Here is a 17538-nt window from a genome sequence, read left to right as displayed (position 1 = left end):
CGCTGCGATCGTATTGACGATGTTGGAACAATCGCCCGCCTCTTTGTGAGTTGTGCCTGCGCCACGAGCCGCTACCATGTGACCGCTCCCGACCACGGGACGCACAGCGAGCGGAGGCGACATGAGCGGGCAGGAACGCAAGGCAAAAGGATCGGACCTGTTTGTCGCGGCGCTGGAGAACGAGGGCGTCGATCGCATCTTCGGTATCCCCGGAGAGGAAAATCTCGACCTGGTCGAATCACTGCGCACCTCCAAGATCGAGCTGGTCCTGACCCGTCACGAGCAGGCCGCGGCCTTCATGGCCGCCACGCACGGTCGGCTCACCGGCAAGCCGGGAGTGTGTCTCTCGACACTCGGCCCGGGCGCGCTCAACCTGTCCACGGGCGCCGCCTATGCACATCTCGGCGCGATGCCGATGATCTTGATCACCGGCCAGAAACCGATCATGAGCAGCCGGCAGGCGCGCTTCCAGATCGTGGACGTGGTTGCGACCATGAAGCCGCTGACGAAGCTCTCTCGGCAGATCATCAGCGCCTCCAGCATTCCGACCGTGGTGCGCGATGCCTTTCGCGTGGCGATGGAGGAACGGCCGGGGCCGGTGCATCTCGAGCTGCCCGAGGACATCGCGGGCGACGAAGTGCCGGCCGTCCCCGTGATCCCGGTCCATCCGATTGAAATTCCGGTCGCCCATCGCGCCGCGCTCGACCGCGCGGCCGAGATGATCCTCGCCGCAAGGCGTCCATTGGTGATGATGGGAGCTGCGACCAGCCGGCCGCGCTCGACCCACGGCATCGCCAGCTTCGTGCGGCGAACCGGCATTCCGTTTTTCACGACACAGATGGGGAAGGGCACGGTGCCCGGCGGCACCAATCTCTACATGGGCACGGCGGCGCTATCAGAGCGCGACTATGTCCACGACGCGATCGACGCAGCCGATCTGATCGTGGCGATCGGCCATGACCCGATCGAGAAGCCGCCCTTCATCATGGGGCCGTCGGGACCGAAGGTCATTCACGTCAGCTACACGCCGGCCAGCGTCGAGCTGGTCTATTTCCCCGATGCCGAGGTCGTCGGCGACGTCGGCCCGAGCCTGGAGCTGCTCGCCGACCGGCTCGAAGGCAAGCTGCCGCAGGCGGCGGCGCTGTTGCCGTTGCGCGAGGGGATCCTCACGCACATCGCCGACCGCGCCACCGAGGCGCGCTGGCCGCCGACACCGCAGCGCATCGTGCACGACATCCGCCAGGTGATCCCGGAGAATGGCATCGTCGCGCTCGACAACGGCATGTACAAGATCTGGTTCGCGCGCAACTACCGAACCCGCGTCGCCAACACGTTGCTGCTCGACAATGCGCTCGCGACGATGGGCGCCGGTCTGCCGTCGGCCATGATGGCTGCGATGCTCTATCCCGAGCGCCGCGTGCTCGCGGTTGCCGGCGACGGCGGCTTCATGATGAACAGCCAGGAGATGGAGACCGCCGTCCGCCTCAAGCTCAATTTGGTCGTGCTGGTGCTCGAGGACAACGCCTACGGCATGATCCGCTGGAAGCAGGCCGTCGATCACTTCGCCGATTACGGCATGACATTTGGCAATCCCGATTTTGTCGTCTATGCGAAGGCCTATGGCGCCAAGGGCCATCGCATCGAGAGCATCGACAGCTTCGGCCCGACGCTCGATGCGGCCTTCAAGGAGGGCGGCGTGCATCTGGTCGTGATCCCGATCGACTATTCGGAGAATGTGCGCGTGCTGGTCGACGAGTTGCGGGCGCATGAGAAGTCAAAGGCGTGAGAACTGCGATCTCGTGCCCCGGACGCAGCGCAGCGCCCCTTCGGCTCTGCGCAGCAACGCCAAGAGCGTTGCAGCGCGTCCGGGACACGAGAGATGCAACCGCACTTGTGTAGCGCACCCCGATCCCCGACACTCACAATCACCCAACCAACCACAGGAATAAGACATGACTCGCGTTCGCTGTATCACCGAGATGGGCATGGGCGTCGACGTACACGGCAGCGACGCCACGAAGGCGGCGAAGCGCGCGGTGTCGGATGCCATCCGGCATTCGAGCCTTGGTTTCTTCCGGATGATCGGGAAGACCGCGAACGATATGTTCGTCGATGTCACGATTGCGGTGCCCAACCCTGAGGCGGTGGACAAGGACGCCGTTGCCAAGGAGCTGCCTTACGGCACGGTGACCGTGACTGCGGTCAAGGGCGGGCTGGAGATTCCCTCGGCCACGGAAGTGGCCAACGATCCCATCCTGATCGCCAATGCGGCGGTGATCGTCAGCTTCGACAAGGACTAGGCCGGTGTCCGACAGCGATGAGCGGCTACTGGATCGTCCGATCTGGAGTGCGCTGACGACGAGCCAGAAGCATCTGGCGGAGGGCGGCCCGCGCGCGCGGCGCTATCCCGTGGACATGACACCGTTTGCCGACATGGTCGACATGTCCGAGGCAAGCTTCGCCGCGCTCGGTGATCTCCTGGCGGGCTCGCAGGTTGCCGCGCTGTTCACGCCGGAGCCGGTCGACGTTCCCGCCAATTTCAAGGTCGTTCTGGCCGAGACCGGCGAGCAGATGATCGGCTCGCCGGCCGACAGTCCGCTTCGCGATGCCGAGATCGTCAAATTGGGCGCGGCAGACGTCGCCGCCATGATGGCGCTGACGGAGCTGACCAAGCCTGGTCCGTTCGCGTTGCGCACCCATGAGCTCGGCACCTTCCTCGGCATCCGCGTTGGTGGAGAATTGGTTGCGATGACGGGCGAGCGGATGAAGCCGGGAACGTTCGTCGAGATGACCGCCGTGTGCGTGCATCCTGACTATCGTGGACGCGGCTATGCGCAGGCGCTGCTGGCGGCGGTCGCGCGCCGGATCGAGGCGCGCGGCGAAATTCCGTTCCTGCACGTGTTTTCTCATAACGCGTCGGCGATTGCGCTGTACGAACGGCAGGGCATGAAGATCCGTCGCCGGCTGCACGTCACGGCGCTGATGAAGATTTGAGGGCCGATCGGACGGTCTTCATTTCCCGCGAAAGCGCGCTATATCCATCGCAACCATAATTTGGGGGAAACACATGGACGTCAGGACAACGGATTTTTCCGCCGCACGGACGGCGATGGAGCGCTATATCGATCAGGAGATCATTCCGGGTGTGTCCTGGGCCGTGCTCCGTGGTCATGAGGTGGTTGACCAGCAATGCGTCGGCTTCGCCGATCGCGAGGCAAAAGCCGCGCTCCGGCCCGACCACATCTTTCGCGCGTTCTCCAACACCAAGATCTTCGTGACGTCTTCGATCATGCTGCTGGTCGAGGAGGGCCGCATCGGGCTTGATGATCCCGTCGAGAAATTCCTGCCGCAGCTCGGCAATCGCAAGGTGCTGAAGCAGGGTGCCGCGAGCGTTGCCGATGTCGAGCCGGCGAAGAGCCCGATCACGATCCGCCAGCTGCTGACCCACAGCTCGGGTCTCAGCTACGGCATCTTCGATCCCGGCACCGTGCTGTTCAAAGGCTATAACGAGGCGCGCGTGCTCAATCCGCTCACGCCGCTGACCGACATGATCGACAAGCTCGCCGATCTGCCGCTGTCCTATCATCCCGGCGCGGGCTGGGAATATTCGGTGGCGACCGACGTGCTCGGCCGCGTGGTCGAGGTCGTCTCCGGCCATGCGCTCGACACCTTCCTCAAGGCGCGCATCTTCGATCGCCTCGGTATGGTCGATACCGGCTTCTCAGTGCCCGAGGCGCAGCAGGGCAGGCTGGTTGCGCTCTACACCGGCGCAGACGTGCTCGATCCGATGAAGCCGGGCCTGACGCGGGCCGACAATCTGCCTTACCCGCAGGCCTATCGGCGGCCGTTTCCGCGGCTCTCGGGCGGCGGCGGTCTGGTCTCGACCTTGCCCGACATGCTCGCGCTGGTACGCGCGCTGCTCCCCGGTCCGGATGCGCTGCTGAAGCCGGACACGCTGCGGCAGATGATGACGAACCAGTTGCCCGCGGGCCAGACCATCCGATTTGCCAATCTCGGGCCGATCCCCGGCAAGGGCTTTGGTCTCGGCGGCGCCGTCACCTTTGCGCCGACGCCGTTCGATCCCCCGAATTCGACCGGCGAATTCCAGTGGGGTGGGCTTGCCGGCACCCATTGGTGGATTTGTCCGCAGGCCAACACCGCCGGCGTGCTGATGGCCCAGCGCCATATGGGCTTCTGGAACCCGTTCTTCTTCGAGTTCAAGCGTCTGGCCTACCAGGCGGTCGGGGGCTGATCGCGAAAAAATTGCCGGCGTCCGCGAATCCTTTCCGGCCTTCGCGTCCTCTTGATGGTCGAGGCATTTTGCTTCGGCTCATTTCGGAGGATGTGATGGCATTCTACAGGAAGAATATCGGCGGTCTGAATCAGGCGGTGCGGGTTGCGCTCGGAATTGCGGTTGCGATTGCCGCATTCGTGTATCTCGCCGGCGTCACGGCGTGGCTGGTGGCGCTCGGGAGCGCAGGCTTCGCACTGACGGGGCTCGTCGGCTATTGCCCGATGTGCGCGATGGCCGGGATCGGACGAGGAGGCGTGTCGTGAGTGCGGCGGCGATCTCGCTAGACCTGTTCGAGGCGGCCCGGCTCGGCGATCCCCAGGCGATCGCGTCCCTGCTCGAGACGGCGCAGCCGGATATCCGCCGCTACGCACGCGCCACCTGCCGCAGCTCGGCGGATGCTGAGGATGCAACCCAGGAGGCGATGTGGATCCTGTTCCGCCATGTCGGCACGATCCGCTCGCTGGTCGCTTTTTCCGCGTGGCTGTTCAGCGTGGTCCGCCGCGAATGTCTGCGGCTCGCGCGCAAGGCGGGCCTTGCGCCATCGATCGACGACGGCGAGGCGGAGGCTCTGCTGCTGTCGCGCTCCGAAGCGGATTTGCGTCTTGACGTGGCGGCTGCGTTTGAAGCGTTGCCGGCGCACTACCGCGATGTCGCGCTGATGCGGGACGTCAAGGAAATGACCATCGACGAAATCGCCGCCGCGCTCGGTGCGTCCAGGCAGACCGTGAAGGCGCGCCTGCATCGCGCCCGCGCCCTGATGCGCGAATATCTGACGAGGTGAGACATGACCGATTATCAAACGCCTGTCGATCTGAAGTCTGTCCCCGCTTTCGTGGCGCTGGCGCCGGTGGAGGCCAACGCGTTCCTTGCCTTCAACCACTCGGTCGAGCGCAAGGACGGTTTGATCCCGCCGAAATATCGCGAGCTGATCTCGCTCGCGGTGGCACTCACCACGCAATGCGCCTATTGCCTCGACGTGCATACGGCGCAGGCAGCGAAGGCCGGCGCGACGCGGGAGGAAGTCGCGGAAGCGGCGTTGATCGCCGCGGCCGTGCGCGCCGGTGGTACGCTCGGCCATGCGCTGCTGGCGCAGCGGCTATTCGAGCAGCATCGAGACGAGGGAGAAGCATAGATGTCTTGTCGACGTCGGGACGCATGATTTGCCAAACTATCTCGGTCTCGATGGATTTCGCTTCGGCTGGGTCGCAGCCTGGATCGACGAGCGCGGCGATCATGGCTTCGATTACTCGCCGGGCCTGACGCGCTTGCTTGCGTTGCCGCATGCGCGTGCGATGATCGACATGCCGATCGGATTGAATCCGAGCGGCTATCGAGTCTGCGACCTGCGCGCACGCGAGCTGTTCGGCCCTGCCGTGTTTCTTGGCGCGCGCCGCGATCTCTGGACATTTCCCGACATGGCGGCAGCCAATCGCCACTATTGGGAGCGGGAAGGCAAGGGCAGGGGCGTGTCGGCGCAGCTCTGGAACATCAGGGACAAGATCAGGGACGTCGACGAGATCATGACGCCGGTGCGGCAGGCGACAATTGGCGAAGCCCATCCGGAGTTGATTTTCTGGAATCTGGCAGGGCGAGTCCGTCTCCCGAAGAAGACGTCGGCGCAAGGTCGTGAGCAGCGCATTTCGCTGCTGGCGCAACGCGGCTTCACGCGCCTGGAGACATGGCTGACGCAGCGTCATGGCACCGGCATCGGCCGCGACGATCTCATCGATGCCTGTGCCTGCGCGGTCGCGGCCCGCGACAGCACACAGCGTGTCGGCGGCGAGGAAGTCGATCCGCGCGGTCTGCGGATGGAGATCAATTATTGAGGTCGCGGCCTGGTGCGTCTCGATTCGGGAGAAAGTGGCAATTTATTTGAGGCGTGCAGGAACTGTCGATAGTCGGCCCGCGTTCCCCGTGCGAACCGATGACGGAGAAGCTCGTGCGATGAAGGATGCCAGTCAGTTCGCGACCGCGATGCTCGCGCTCGTTTTCACCGGAGCGCTGCTCGTCACCGGGCAGCTCTTCATCGAGCAACGCGCGCAGCGCGATATCGCGTACGCGGCCAGGCATCTGCTGCGGCCCCTGTAGTCCGGCTTCGATGCATGATCACTGCTCGGCCTTGCGCCGTTCGACGGCTCGCCTAGATTAGGCGGCATCTCACGAACGAAGCCGGGGTCCCGATGCCTGATCTGTCCGCCTTTCCCATCACCAAGCGCTGGCCTGCCAGGCATCCGGAGTTGCTTCAGCTTTATTCGCTGCCGACGCCGAACGGCGTCAAGGTGTCGATCATGCTGGAAGAGATCGGTCTGCCTTACGAGGTCCACCTCGTCGACTTCGGCAAGGACGACCAGAAGACGGCGGAATTCCTCTCACTCAATCCGAACGGCAAGATTCCGACGATCCTCGATCCCAACGGTCCGGGCGGCCGGCCGCTGCCGCTGTTCGAGTCCGGGGCGATCCTGCAATACCTCGCCGAGAAGACCGGCAAGCTTCTGCCGGAGGACGCCGCGCGCCGCTACCAGGCCATCCAGTGGGTGCATTTCCAGATGGGCGGCATCGGGCCGATGTTCGGCCAGGTCGGCTTCTTCCACAAATTCGCCGGCAAGGATTTTGAGGACAAGCGGCCACTCGAACGTTACGTGGGCGAGGCCAAGCGTCTGCTCGGCGTGATGGAGACGCATCTTTCCGGCCGGCAGTGGTTCATGGATGACGACTACACCATCGCCGATATCTCCATGCTCGGCTGGGTGCGCAATCTCATCGGCTTCTACGGCGCCGGCGATCTCGTCGAGTTCAGCCAGTTCAAGTCGATCGGTGCCTGGCTCGAACGGGGGCTGGCGCGTCCTGCCGTGCAGCGTGGGCTGAACATTCCGAAGCGGCCGTAGAATCAGGTCAGCGCCTTATGCGTCATGTAGAGCGCCATCACCGAGATGAGGGCGATCATGACCCTGTGCAGCACCGCTTGGCTGACGCCGTTGGCCGCGCGTGCGCCGAGATCGGTGCCGATCCAGAGGCCGGCGAGAATCCCGACGATGGCCGGCCAGCCGACCATGAGCCCCTTGCTCCAGTAGATCCAGGCCGCCGGAATGTTGGTCGGGATGACCGAGAAGATGAGGCTGACGAGTTGCGCCTGGTGCTGCGGGACGCGTAGGCCCGCGGCGAGGCCGACGGTGATCGCGAGCCCGCCGCCGATGCCCATGAAGCCGGAGGAAAATCCGGCAAGCGCGCCGATGAGGAGCAGGGGGAGCCAAGGCAGTTCGTCTCGGTCGGCCGCCGCGAGGCTCCCGTCCTTGCGGTCGCGGCGCAGGATCAGAAGGGCGATCAGCGCGACGAGATAGACGACGTAGGTCCACTGCAGCACCGAGTCGGAGACCGCCGCCGCGGCGTAACCGCCGCCGGCACCGCCGACGAGAAATCCGAGGCCGATCCAGGCGATCCATTGCAGCGGGCTGCGATTGCCGCTCTGCCAGTAGCGGCGTACGCCGGCGAGGCCAGTGGGCGGGACCTGCGTGATCAGCGACGTCCCCTGGGCGACATGCTGCTCCGCGCCGAGCAGAAGCACGGTGAAGACGACAAGCCCGCCGCCCGGGCTCGTACCCATGAAGCCCGATGTCAGTCCGCCGACGAGACCGACGCCAATGCCTGCGAGGAGATCGTGAATCCAGGACATCGCTTACGTCCTGGTCCGTCGCTTGATGTCAGGCCTGGTCGAGCGAAATCCCTCGATCACGCCGCCGACGGCCGTCATGCAGGCCTCGATATCAAAATCCTCGCCCCAGCATTTCTGCAGCACGAAGCCCTGGAAGATCGCGATGAGCACGCGCGCGATCGCATCGGCGCCGAGGTCACGCTTGATCAGGCCGTCATGCTGGCCGCGCTCGACCAGCGCCACGATCAGCGCGCGCGGCATGTCGATGCCTTCGACGACGCTGGTGCGGACGCGGCGGTTACGAAGGGCCTCCGCCCAGCCGTGGATGCCGACGCGACGCCGCGCTTCGCCGGCGGGATCGGTGAGCCATTGCGCGTAGACGCGGATCAGCGCGTGGAGTCCTTCGATCGGATCACCCGATCCCTGTGCCACCGAGTTGAGCACGGCCTCGCGACGATGCCGGTCGTCGGCGAGCGCCTCGATCAAATCGTCCTTGCTCTGGAAGTAGAGATAGACCGCGCCGTGGCTTAAGCCCGACCGTTTGACGATGTCGGCCATGCCGGTCTGGTGAAAGCCTTGCTCGGCGAAGCAGGCAAGCGCCGCTTCGAGGATCTGCTGCCGCCTACCTTCGCGTTGCTTGTCGCTGATCTTGGGCATTTTGGCAGTCCATAAATAACTGACAGATCGGTCGTTTTGACCGTTCGCCTGATGGGGCCGCCATATAGTCGGGCATCAATAAAAAACGATCAGTCAGTCATTTTTATGACCAAAGGCGATCTTGGTCAAGTCCAGACGGTCCGGAAACAGGAGGATCAAGCCGCCGCCGGGGGTATGGCGGGAGGTAACGGCGGCCCGGCCCGCAATCGCGCGGCTAGAACAGTCGTCCGCCGTTCGGCACAGGCTTGCTCGGCTGCACCAGCACGACCTTGCCCTCGGCATCGGGGAAGCCGAGCGTCAACACTTCCGAGACAACAGGACCGATCTGGCGCGGCGGGAAGTTGACGACGGCCGCGACCTGCTGCCCCACCAGCGTCTCGAGCGGATGATTTTCGGTGATCTGGGCCGAGCTCTTGCGCACGCCGATCGCGGGACCGAAGTCGATCCACAGCCGCCAGGCCGGCTTGCGCGCCTCCGGGAACGGTTTTGCATCGACGATGGTGCCGACACGGATATCGACCGCGAGGAAGGCGTTGAAGTCGATGGCTGGCGACGCGGCCGCGGCGGGATCGTGAGTGGCGTGCATTGATGTATCCGTTCGGAGAGCGGGGTTCGTTCGCAATGTTGTTGCGCGAACCGGAGTTTCGTACAACGCTGCAGTCATCCAACGACGCATGCGCGAGGAAGGTCTTGCCCAACATCATCTACGGCATCAAGAACTGCGACACCATGAAGAAGGCGCGCGCATGGCTCGACACCCATGGCGTCGCCTACGAGTTCCACGACTACAAGGCGGCGGGCGCCGAGAAGGACAAGCTCAAGCAGTGGAGCGACAAGGCTGGCTGGGAGACGCTGCTCAATCGCGCTGGCACGACCTTCAAGAAGCTGCCGGATTCCGACAAGGAAGGCCTCACCGAGAAGAAGGCGCTGGCGCTGATGCTAGCGCAACCATCGATGATCAAGCGGCCGGTGCTCGAAGTCGGCGGCAAGCTTCTGGTCGGCTTCAAGCCGGATATCTATGCCAAGGAAGTCAAGGCCAAGTAGGTCAAGGCCAAGTAGGTCGGCGCCAGATCGCGCTAACCCCTAATTCAGCTCGACGATCTCGGTGGTGACGCCGGGCTGATCGGCGAACTCGACGACGTCGGCGGCAGCGATCCGGCCGGGAGCGCGATGGAAGAGATCGCGGTCGATCACCGCGCGTAGTTTCGGGCGCGGCAGCGCGTCATTTCCGCGCATCAGATTCTTGATTTCGAAGCCGCCGTCCTCGCAGAATGTCTTGAGCGAGGCGATGACGTGGCAGACCTTGCCGTCGGTCTGGAACGGCAGCAGCAGCCGTTCATAGGCAACCACGCGGCCATAGATGTCGTCGACGTCGGCCACGCTGTAGACCGGAAGGCCGCGCGCCACGCATTCATAATAGATCGGCATCACGAAGGGTGCGAGGCGCGGCCCGATGTAGTCGTCGAGCAGAACGCCCTTGCCGGTCTGTCCATAGGCGCGCGAGATGCGCGTACCTTCGCTCTGGATGATGAGGCGCGGCGTCGGCGCCGAGATGTCGACGGTATAATAGATGAGATCGGACAGCTCTTCCTCGAGCCGCGCGGGCTGATACTCCCAGATCGCCGGCACCATCTGCCCGCGCGCATAAAGTCGCAGCCACGTGTTCAGGAGATCACGCTGCCTGATCGACTTGACGACAGAAGGAGCGGCGCTTGCAAAATCCAAGGCAATTTCCAAGACAATATTCCCGACGCATAAAACCCGCGCATGATCCATGCGGCGGGAAAATTTTCTATGAAGGCTGGCGCGCGGGAAGAAAGACCGTTAACGACGGCTTGATGACCGGTGCCTTGCGAACCGGGAGGCCGGGCAGGCGACATCAAAACGCGTCCGACTAAGGGAGCATAAGCCTCCCGGCCGGAGACCTGATCTGCTCAGCTTTCCGCCTTGCCTAACCCCCGTCACCTCCGGCATATTCCGCGCCCGGAGGCGACGTTCCGGGACAGGCTCCAAGGCCCCCGGAAAGCCGAAGTAACTAAGGACAGCCACGCGTATTGTGCGGGCAGGGGGAAATCTGTTTGGCCGATGAGTTCATTCTCGAAACGGAAGGCTTGACCAAGGAGTTTGCGGGCTTCTTCGCCGTCCGCGACGTTGCGCTCAAGGTTCGCCGTGGGAGCATTCACGCGTTGATCGGCCCGAACGGGGCGGGCAAGACGACGTGCTTCAATCTTTTGACCAAGTTCCTCAAACCGTCCGCCGGCAAAATTCTGTACAAGGGGCAGGACATCACGGCGATGGCGCCAGCCGACGTGGCGCGCCTGGGACTGGTCCGTTCATTCCAGATCTCGGCGGTATTTCCGCATCTCACCGCGCTGGAAAACGTTCGCGTCGCGCTCCAGCGCCAGCACGGCAGTTCCTTCGATTTCTGGCGCTCCAAGTCCGTGCTCAACCGCTTCAACGATCGCGCGCGTGAACTGTTGAACGATGTCGGCCTCAGCGAGTTTGCCAATACGCCCGCGGTCGAGATGGCCTACGGCCGCAAGCGCGCGCTCGAGATCGCAACGACGCTCGCGCTCGACCCCGAGATGATGTTGCTGGACGAGCCGATGGCCGGCATGGGCCACGAGGACATCGACAAGATCGCGGCGCTGATCAAACGCATCTCCGCGAAGTACACCATCCTGATGGTCGAGCATAATCTGAGCGTCGTGGCCAATCTCTCCGACATCATCACCGTGCTGACGCGCGGACAGGTGCTGGCGCAGGGCCATTACAGCGAACTCACCAAGGACGAGCGCGTCAAGGAAGCCTATCTGGGAGCCGGTCATGCCTGAGACTGCAACCGCGGACGCTCCCGCAAAAGCCGCAACCGGCGGCAACATCCTCCAGGTCCGCAACCTGGAAGCATGGTACGGCGAGTCCCACATCCTGCACGGGATCAATTTCGACGTGAACGCGGGCGAGGTGGTTACGCTGCTCGGCCGCAACGGCGCCGGCAAGACGACCACGCTGAAGTCGATCATGGGCATCATCGGCAAGCGGACCGGCTCGGTGAAGTTCAACAACCAGGACATCATCCGCGCGACCTCCGACAAGATCGCGCGGATGGGCATCGCGTTCTGCCCGGAGGAACGCGGCATTTTCTCCAGTCTCGATGTGCGGGAGAATTTGTTGCTGCCGCCGGTGGTTCGCCCGGGTGGATTGCCGCTCGAGCAGATCTTCGATCTGTTTCCGAATCTGAAGGAACGTCTCAACAGCCAGGGCACCAAGCTCTCCGGCGGTGAGCAGCAGATGCTCGCGATCGCGCGCATCCTGCGCACCGGCGCGAGCTTCCTGATGCTGGACGAGCCGACCGAAGGTCTTGCGCCTGTCATTATCCAGCAGATCGGCCACACCATTGCACGGCTCAAGAAGGAGGGTTTTACCATCCTCCTGGTCGAGCAGAATTTCCGGTTCGCATCCACCGTCGCCGACCGTTATTACGTGGTCGAGCACGGCAAGATCATTGACGGATTTTCCAATTCGGAGCTTGCCGCCAACATGGACAAGCTCCACACCTATCTCGGCGTCTAAGACGGCCAAGCGTCAAACGGCCACGAGAAAATTCACGAGGGAAGTAGCATGAAAAAGTCGATTGCGTCGTTTCTGCTCGGCACGGCGTTGGCCGTCACCACGGCTGGCGTAGCCTTTGCGCAGGACAAGACCGTCAAGATCGGCGCGCTGTCCGATCAGTCCGGCCTCTACGCCGACCTCGGCGGTCCCGGCTCGACGCTCGCCGCCCAGATGGCCGTCGAAGATTCCGGCCTTGCGGCGAAGGGCTGGAAGATCGACATCATCTCCGGCGATCACCAGAACAAGCCCGACATCGGCACCGCGATCGCGCGGCAATGGTTCGACGTCGACAAGGTCGACATCATCGTCGACGTGCCGAACTCCGGCGTGGCGCTCGCCGTCAACAACGTCATCAAGGAAAAGAATGGCGTCTACATCAACTCGGGCGCCGCGACCTCGGACCTCACCAACGCGCAGTGCTCGCCCAACACGGTGCACTGGACCTACGACACCTACATGCTGGCCCACACCACGGGGCAGGCGCTGGTGAAGGCCGGTGGCGACAGCTGGTTCTTCCTGACCGCGGACTACGCCTTCGGTGCGGCGCTCGAGCGCGACACCACGGCCGTGGTCACCGCCAACGGCGGCAAGGTGGTCGGCGGCGTCAAGCATCCGCTCAACACGCCGGACTTCTCCTCGTTCCTGCTGCAGGCGCAAGCTTCGAAGGCCAAGATCATCGGTCTTGCCAATGCCGGCGGCGACACCACCAACTCGATCAAGCAGGCGGCCGAGTTCGGCATCGTCAAGGGTGGCCAGAAGCTCGCGGCGCTGCTGCTGTTCCTCACCGACGTCAAGGCGATTGGCCTCGAGACCGCGCAGGGCCTCAACTTCACCGAGACGTTCTATTGGGACATGGACGACAAGACCCGGGCCTTCTCCAAGCGCTTCTCCGACAAGATGAAGAACAACGCGCCGCCCACCATGGTGCAGGCCGGCGTCTATGCGGGTGTGCGTCACTATCTCAAGACGCTGGAAGCGCTCGGCGGCAATCCTCATGACGGCGTCAAGGTCGTCGAGAAGATGAAGTCGTTGCCGACGGAGGACGACCTGTTCGGCAAGGGCGAGATCCAGCCGAACGGCCGCACCATCCACAGCGCCTACCTGTTCGAGGTGAAGAAGCCCTCGGAGTCCAAGGGGCCGTGGGACTTCTACAAGCTGGTCGGCACCGTGCCGGGCGACCAGGCTTTCACGCCGCTGTCCGAGAGCAAGTGCGCGCTCTTGAAGAAGTAAGATAACCGCCCGCAGGCCATCAGGCCTGCGGGCGATTTTCAGGCAACGCCGAAGGGACCGGGTGCGGGATCGATGCAGGCTCTTTACGCTCAGCTACTGGTGGGATTGATCAACGGCTCGTTCTACGCGCTGCTCAGTCTCGGGCTTGCCGTGATCTTCGGCATGCTCAACATCATCAATTTCGCCCACGGCGCGCTCTACATGATGGGCGCGTTCGTTGCCTATTTCCTGCTGAGCCTCGGCGGCATCAACTACTGGTGGGCGCTGCTGATCGCGCCTGTTATCGTCGGCATCTTCGGCATGATCCTGGAACGGACCATGCTGCAATGGCTGACCGGGCTCGACCACCTCTACGGCCTGCTCCTGACCTTTGGCATCGCGCTGATCGTGCAGGGCGTGTTCCAGAACTATTTCGGCTCCTCCGGTCTGCCTTACGCCATTCCGGACCAGCTCAAGGGCGGCATGAATCTCGGCTTCATGTTCCTACCGATCTATCGCGGCTGGGTCGTCATCTTCTCGCTGGTGGTGTGTATCGCCACCTGGTTCCTGATCGAGAAGACGCGGCTCGGTGCTAACCTGCGCGCGGCCACTGAGAATCCGACGCTGGTGCGCGCTTTCGGCATCAACGTGCCGCGCATGATTACGCTGACCTACGGTCTCGGCGTCGGCCTTGCCGCGCTCGCCGGTGTGCTCTCGGCGCCGATCAACCAGGTGCGGCCGTTGATGGGCGCCGACCTCATCATCGTCGTGTTCGCGGTGGTCGTGATCGGCGGCATGGGATCGATCATGGGCTCCATCATCACCGGCTTTGCGCTCGGTGTGATCGAGGGCCTGACCAAGTATTTCTACCCCGAGGCCTCCAACACCGTCGTGTTCGTGCTGATGGTGCTGGTGCTCTTGGTGAAGCCAACGGGACTGACGGGAAGGGCGGCCTGATATGACAGCCTTGACGGACGACACGCTGCCGGTAACCCCGCGCGCGATGCGTGACGAGATGGTCGTGTTCGTGGTGATGGCGCTGCTGCTGGCGTCGGTGCCCTTCACGGGCGTCTATCCGTTCTTCGTGATGCAGGCGCTGTGCTTTGCGCTGCTTGCCTGCGCCTTCAACCTGCTGATCGGCTATGGCGGCCTGTTGTCGTTCGGCCACGCAATGTTCATGGGCACCGCCGGCTATTGCAGCGCGCACGCGCTGAAAGTGTGGGCGTTGCCGCCGGAGCTCGGCATCCTCGTTGGAATCGTCGCGGCGTTCGGGCTGTCGCTCATCACCGGCTATATCTCGATCCGCCGCCAGGGCATCTATTTCTCGATGATCACGCTGGCGCTGTCGCAGCTCCTGTACTTCATCTACCTCCAGGCGCCGTTCACCCATGGTGAGGACGGCATTCAGGGCATTCCGCAGGGGCGGATGTTCGGCTTGCTCGATCTCTCCAAGCCGACGGTGCTTTATTACGTCGTGCTGGCCGGCTTCCTCGCCGGCTTCCTGCTGATCTACCGCATCATCAACTCGCCGTTCGGTGAAGTGCTGAAGTCGATCCGCGAGAACGAGCCGCGCGCGATCTCGCTCGGCTACCGGACCGACCAATATAAATTCCTGGCTTTCGTCCTGTCCGGCACGCTGGCCGGCTTTGCCGGATCGCTGAAGGTGTTCGTGGCGCAGAATGCCTCGCTCACCGACGTGCACTGGACGATGTCGGGCGAGGTCGTGCTGATGACGCTGGTTGGCGGTCTCGGCACCATCTTCGGCCCCGTGGTTGGTGCCTTCGCGATCATCGCCATGCAGCAATATCTGGCGGGTTTTGGCCAATGGGTGACGGTGATCCAGGGCTCGATCTTCGTGGTCTGCGTGCTCACCTTCCGCCGCGGCGTCATCGGCGAAATCGCTCATTACTTCCGGCGCTCGCTCTAAGTCATTGATATCGCGCCAATTTCATTGGCGCGATAATCCGGTGGATGATCCTGCTTCGCGGGCGTGAGATGACACGCGCGCGGGGTGGAAATGGTCTATGACAGTTTCATGACGGTCCGTTCGGGCCGGGCCATTTCCAACCGGTAGCCTATCCCCATGATGCGATGGTTTCGCGCTTTCCTGCCCAAGGAAGAACGGTTCTTCGACCTGTTCGACCGCCATGCACAGACCGTGATCCAGGGCTCGATCGCACTCCAGGGCATGCTCAATGGGGGCGAGGAGACGCCGGTCTACTGCCAGCGTGTCAACCAGTTCGAGAATGACGCCGACAACATCACCCGTGAGGTGCTGACGGCGGTGCGCCGCACCTTCATCACCCCCTTCGACCGTGGCGACATCAAAAATCTGATCACCTCGATGGACGATGCCATCGACCAGATGCAGCAGACGGCCAAGGCCGTGATGCTGTTCGAGGTCCGCACCTTCGAGCCGCCGATGCGGGAGATTGGCGGGCTCCTGATCGAATGCGCCAATCTCGTGGGGCGCGCGTTGCCGCTGATGCAGTCGATCGGCCCGAACGTCGCGATGCTGACCGCGATCACGGAGGAGCTGGGCAAGCTGGAGGGCCGGGTCGACGATCTCCATGACATCGGGCTGAAGGAGCTGTTCCTCAAGCATCGTGATGGCAGCGCGATGGATTTCATCGTCGGCGTCGAGATCTACGACCATCTCGAAAAGGTGGCCGACCGTTTCGACGACGTCGCGAACGAGATCAACAGCATCGTCATCGAGCAAGTTTAGGGCAGGAGTCGCGCCGTGGATGCTGCGCTCGGACTTCCTGTCCTCGTCGGCTTGATCGCCGTCGCGCTGCTGTTCGACTTCCTGAACGGCCTGCACGACGCCGCCAATTCGATCGCGACCATCGTGTCCACCCGCGTGCTGCGGCCGCAATTCGCGGTGCTCTGGGCGGCGTTCTTCAATTTCATCGCCTTCATGGTGTTCGGGCTGCATGTTGCCCAGACCATCGGCACCGGCATCATCGAGCCCGCGGTGGTCGACGCCCAGGTGATCTTCGCGGCCCTTGTCGGCGCGATCGTCTGGAACCTGGTGACCTGGGGGCTGGGCATCCCGTCCTCGTCGTCGCATGCGCTGATCGGCGGTCTCGTCGGCGGCGGCATGGCCAAGGCGGGGATCTCGGCTGCGGTGTGGAGCGGACTGTCCAAGGCGGTGCTGGCGATCGTGCTGTCGCCGCTGGTCGGCTTCCTGCTCGCGATGATGCTGGTCGCGATCGTGTCCTGGCTCTCGGTGCGCTCGACGCCGTTCGCGGTCGATCGCGCCTTCCGCATCCTGCAATTCGCCTCCGCCTCGCTCTATTCGCTCGGCCATGGCGGCAATGACGCCCAGAAGACCATGGGCATCATTGCCGTGCTGCTCTATTCGCAAGGGCATCTTGGCGGTGAATTCTCGGTGCCGTTCTGGGTGGTGCTGTCCTGCCAGGCCGCGATGGCGCTGGGCACGCTGATGGGCGGCTGGCGCATCGTCCGCACCATGGGCCTGCGCATCACCAAGCTGACGCCGATGCAGGGCTTTTGCGCCGAAACCGGCGGCGCCGCGACCCTGTTCATGGCGACCTTCCTCGGCGTTCCCGTCTCGACCACCCACACCATTACTGGCGCGATCGTCGGCGTCGGCGCGGCCCGCCGCGTCTCGGCGGTGCGCTGGAACGTCGCGAGCTCGATCGTCTATGCCTGGGTGATCACGATCCCGGCCTCGGCCATTGTCGCGGCGCTGACCTGGTGGGCGGTCCAGATTTTCGTCAGGTGACGAATTTCAGCCCTGCGATGCCGGCGACGATCAGCCCAATGCTGGCGAGGCGGAACGCCGTGGCCGGCTCGCCGAACAGAATGATGCCAAGCGTGGCGGTACCGACCGCGCCGATGCCGGTCCAGACCGCATAGGCGGTTCCGACGGGCAGCGATTTGAGGGCTAAACCGAGCAGGATGACGCTGCCGGCCATCGCCGCGAGCGTGATGACGGACGGAACAAGCTTGGTAAAACCCTCGGTGTATTTCAGGCCGATCGCCCAGGTAATCTCGAGAAGACCGGCGACGAACAGGATGCTCCAGGCCATGACGACCCTCCATTCAAGGCAGGGTCGTCCCCGCGGCGGATATGCTGATGAGGGGGGAG

23 protein-coding genes are annotated in these 17538 nt (G+C 63.5%); 18 read left to right on the top strand and 5 right to left on the bottom strand.

Annotated features, from left to right (window positions below; all coding sequences use genetic code 11):
- The first annotated feature begins 121 nt into the window (after positions 1 to 121).
- The 10 genes from AB7G19_RS25375 to AB7G19_RS25330 all read left to right on the top strand — a co-directional run bounded on the left by AB7G19_RS25375 (position 122) and on the right by AB7G19_RS25330 (position 7179).
- On the top strand, positions 122 to 1786 hold the full coding sequence (locus AB7G19_RS25375; protein ID WP_441268217.1) for an acetolactate synthase large subunit: 1665 nt from the start codon (positions 122 to 124) through the stop codon (positions 1784 to 1786).
- Positions 1787 to 1952: 166 nt separating this feature from the next.
- A complete protein-coding gene (locus AB7G19_RS25370; RefSeq protein WP_441268216.1) occupies positions 1953 to 2300 on the top strand; it encodes a Lin0512 family protein in 348 nt (115 codons plus the stop codon).
- Positions 2301 to 2304: 4 nt separating this feature from the next.
- Positions 2305 to 2994, top strand: coding sequence for a GNAT family N-acetyltransferase (locus AB7G19_RS25365; RefSeq protein ID WP_441268215.1), 690 nt, complete (start codon positions 2305 to 2307; stop codon positions 2992 to 2994).
- Between the two features lie 73 nt (positions 2995 to 3067).
- Positions 3068 to 4252, top strand: a complete 1185-nt coding sequence (locus AB7G19_RS25360; protein ID WP_441268214.1) for a serine hydrolase domain-containing protein — start codon at positions 3068 to 3070, stop codon at positions 4250 to 4252.
- Positions 4253 to 4347: 95 nt separating this feature from the next.
- Positions 4348 to 4557, top strand: coding sequence for a YgaP family membrane protein (locus AB7G19_RS25355; RefSeq protein ID WP_441268213.1), 210 nt, complete (start codon positions 4348 to 4350; stop codon positions 4555 to 4557).
- A complete protein-coding gene (locus tag AB7G19_RS25350; RefSeq protein WP_441268212.1) occupies positions 4554 to 5075 on the top strand; it encodes an RNA polymerase sigma factor in 522 nt (173 codons plus the stop codon). The genes AB7G19_RS25355 and AB7G19_RS25350 overlap by 4 nt, the downstream gene beginning before the upstream one ends.
- A gap of 3 nt (positions 5076 to 5078) precedes the next feature.
- A complete protein-coding gene (locus AB7G19_RS25345) occupies positions 5079 to 5426 on the top strand; it encodes a carboxymuconolactone decarboxylase family protein (RefSeq protein WP_441268211.1) in 348 nt (115 codons plus the stop codon).
- A gap of 28 nt (positions 5427 to 5454) precedes the next feature.
- Positions 5455 to 6120, top strand: a complete 666-nt coding sequence (locus AB7G19_RS25340; protein ID WP_441268210.1) for a DUF429 domain-containing protein — start codon at positions 5455 to 5457, stop codon at positions 6118 to 6120.
- Between the two features lie 118 nt (positions 6121 to 6238).
- A complete protein-coding gene (locus AB7G19_RS25335) occupies positions 6239 to 6382 on the top strand; it encodes a hypothetical protein (protein ID WP_166095729.1) in 144 nt (47 codons plus the stop codon).
- A gap of 92 nt (positions 6383 to 6474) precedes the next feature.
- Complete coding sequence (locus tag AB7G19_RS25330) at positions 6475 to 7179, top strand: glutathione S-transferase family protein (RefSeq protein ID WP_441268209.1); 705 nt, start codon at positions 6475 to 6477, stop codon at positions 7177 to 7179.
- Between the two features lie 2 nt (positions 7180 to 7181).
- Here the strand turns inward: AB7G19_RS25330 and AB7G19_RS25325 are convergent, their stop codons facing one another.
- The 3 genes from AB7G19_RS25325 to AB7G19_RS25315 all read right to left on the bottom strand — a co-directional run bounded on the left by AB7G19_RS25325 (position 7182) and on the right by AB7G19_RS25315 (position 9186).
- Complete coding sequence (locus tag AB7G19_RS25325) at positions 7182 to 7964, bottom strand: sulfite exporter TauE/SafE family protein (protein WP_441268208.1); 783 nt, start codon at positions 7962 to 7964, stop codon at positions 7182 to 7184.
- Positions 7965 to 7967: 3 nt separating this feature from the next.
- Positions 7968 to 8600, bottom strand: coding sequence for a TetR/AcrR family transcriptional regulator (locus AB7G19_RS25320; protein WP_441268207.1), 633 nt, complete (start codon positions 8598 to 8600; stop codon positions 7968 to 7970).
- Positions 8601 to 8814: 214 nt separating this feature from the next.
- Complete coding sequence (locus AB7G19_RS25315) at positions 8815 to 9186, bottom strand: tRNA-binding protein (RefSeq protein ID WP_071914740.1); 372 nt, start codon at positions 9184 to 9186, stop codon at positions 8815 to 8817.
- Positions 9187 to 9290: 104 nt separating this feature from the next.
- On the opposite strand from AB7G19_RS25315, the gene AB7G19_RS25310 reads away from it, so the two are divergent.
- Complete coding sequence (locus AB7G19_RS25310) at positions 9291 to 9644, top strand: ArsC family reductase (protein ID WP_441268206.1); 354 nt, start codon at positions 9291 to 9293, stop codon at positions 9642 to 9644.
- Between the two features lie 39 nt (positions 9645 to 9683).
- Here the strand turns inward: AB7G19_RS25310 and AB7G19_RS25305 are convergent, their stop codons facing one another.
- A complete protein-coding gene (locus AB7G19_RS25305) occupies positions 9684 to 10376 on the bottom strand; it encodes a hypothetical protein (protein WP_063983736.1) in 693 nt (230 codons plus the stop codon).
- 302 nt (positions 10377 to 10678) lie between these two features.
- Here AB7G19_RS25305 and AB7G19_RS25300 point away from each other — a divergent pair, with 302 nt between their 5' ends.
- The 7 genes from AB7G19_RS25300 to AB7G19_RS25270 all read left to right on the top strand — a co-directional run bounded on the left by AB7G19_RS25300 (position 10679) and on the right by AB7G19_RS25270 (position 17172).
- On the top strand, positions 10679 to 11434 hold the full coding sequence (locus tag AB7G19_RS25300) for an ABC transporter ATP-binding protein (protein ID WP_063983735.1): 756 nt from the start codon (positions 10679 to 10681) through the stop codon (positions 11432 to 11434).
- Entirely contained in the window at positions 11427 to 12173 is a 747-nt protein-coding gene (locus AB7G19_RS25295; RefSeq protein WP_014495849.1) for an ABC transporter ATP-binding protein, read from the top strand. The genes AB7G19_RS25300 and AB7G19_RS25295 overlap by 8 nt, the downstream gene beginning before the upstream one ends.
- Positions 12174 to 12221: 48 nt before the next feature.
- On the top strand, positions 12222 to 13442 hold the full coding sequence (locus tag AB7G19_RS25290) for an ABC transporter substrate-binding protein (protein ID WP_071914736.1): 1221 nt from the start codon (positions 12222 to 12224) through the stop codon (positions 13440 to 13442).
- Between the two features lie 72 nt (positions 13443 to 13514).
- Positions 13515 to 14378 (top strand): branched-chain amino acid ABC transporter permease, encoded by an 864-nt coding sequence (locus AB7G19_RS25285; RefSeq protein ID WP_063983732.1) that lies wholly within the window; start codon positions 13515 to 13517, stop codon positions 14376 to 14378.
- 1 nt (position 14379) lies between these two features.
- Positions 14380 to 15348 (top strand): branched-chain amino acid ABC transporter permease, encoded by a 969-nt coding sequence (locus AB7G19_RS25280; protein ID WP_071914733.1) that lies wholly within the window; start codon positions 14380 to 14382, stop codon positions 15346 to 15348.
- A gap of 156 nt (positions 15349 to 15504) precedes the next feature.
- Positions 15505 to 16149: a DUF47 domain-containing protein gene (locus AB7G19_RS25275; protein ID WP_014495845.1), complete on the top strand. Its 645-nt coding sequence runs from the start codon at positions 15505 to 15507 to the stop codon at positions 16147 to 16149.
- Between the two features lie 15 nt (positions 16150 to 16164).
- A complete protein-coding gene (locus AB7G19_RS25270) occupies positions 16165 to 17172 on the top strand; it encodes an anion permease (RefSeq protein ID WP_441268205.1) in 1008 nt (335 codons plus the stop codon).
- On the opposite strand, the gene sugE is transcribed toward AB7G19_RS25270, so the two are convergent.
- Entirely contained in the window at positions 17165 to 17479 is a 315-nt protein-coding gene (gene sugE / locus AB7G19_RS25265; protein WP_231144876.1) for a quaternary ammonium compound efflux SMR transporter SugE, read from the bottom strand. The genes AB7G19_RS25270 and sugE overlap by 8 nt on opposite strands.
- Positions 17480 to 17538: the final 59 nt, after the last annotated feature.

The organism is Bradyrhizobium sp. 215_C5_N1_1, assembly GCF_052075935.1.
GTDB lineage: Bacteria > Pseudomonadota > Alphaproteobacteria > Rhizobiales > Xanthobacteraceae > Bradyrhizobium > Bradyrhizobium barranii.
Note: the sequence above shows the minus strand (reverse complement) of the source record. Positions and strands in the feature narration are given on the sequence as shown.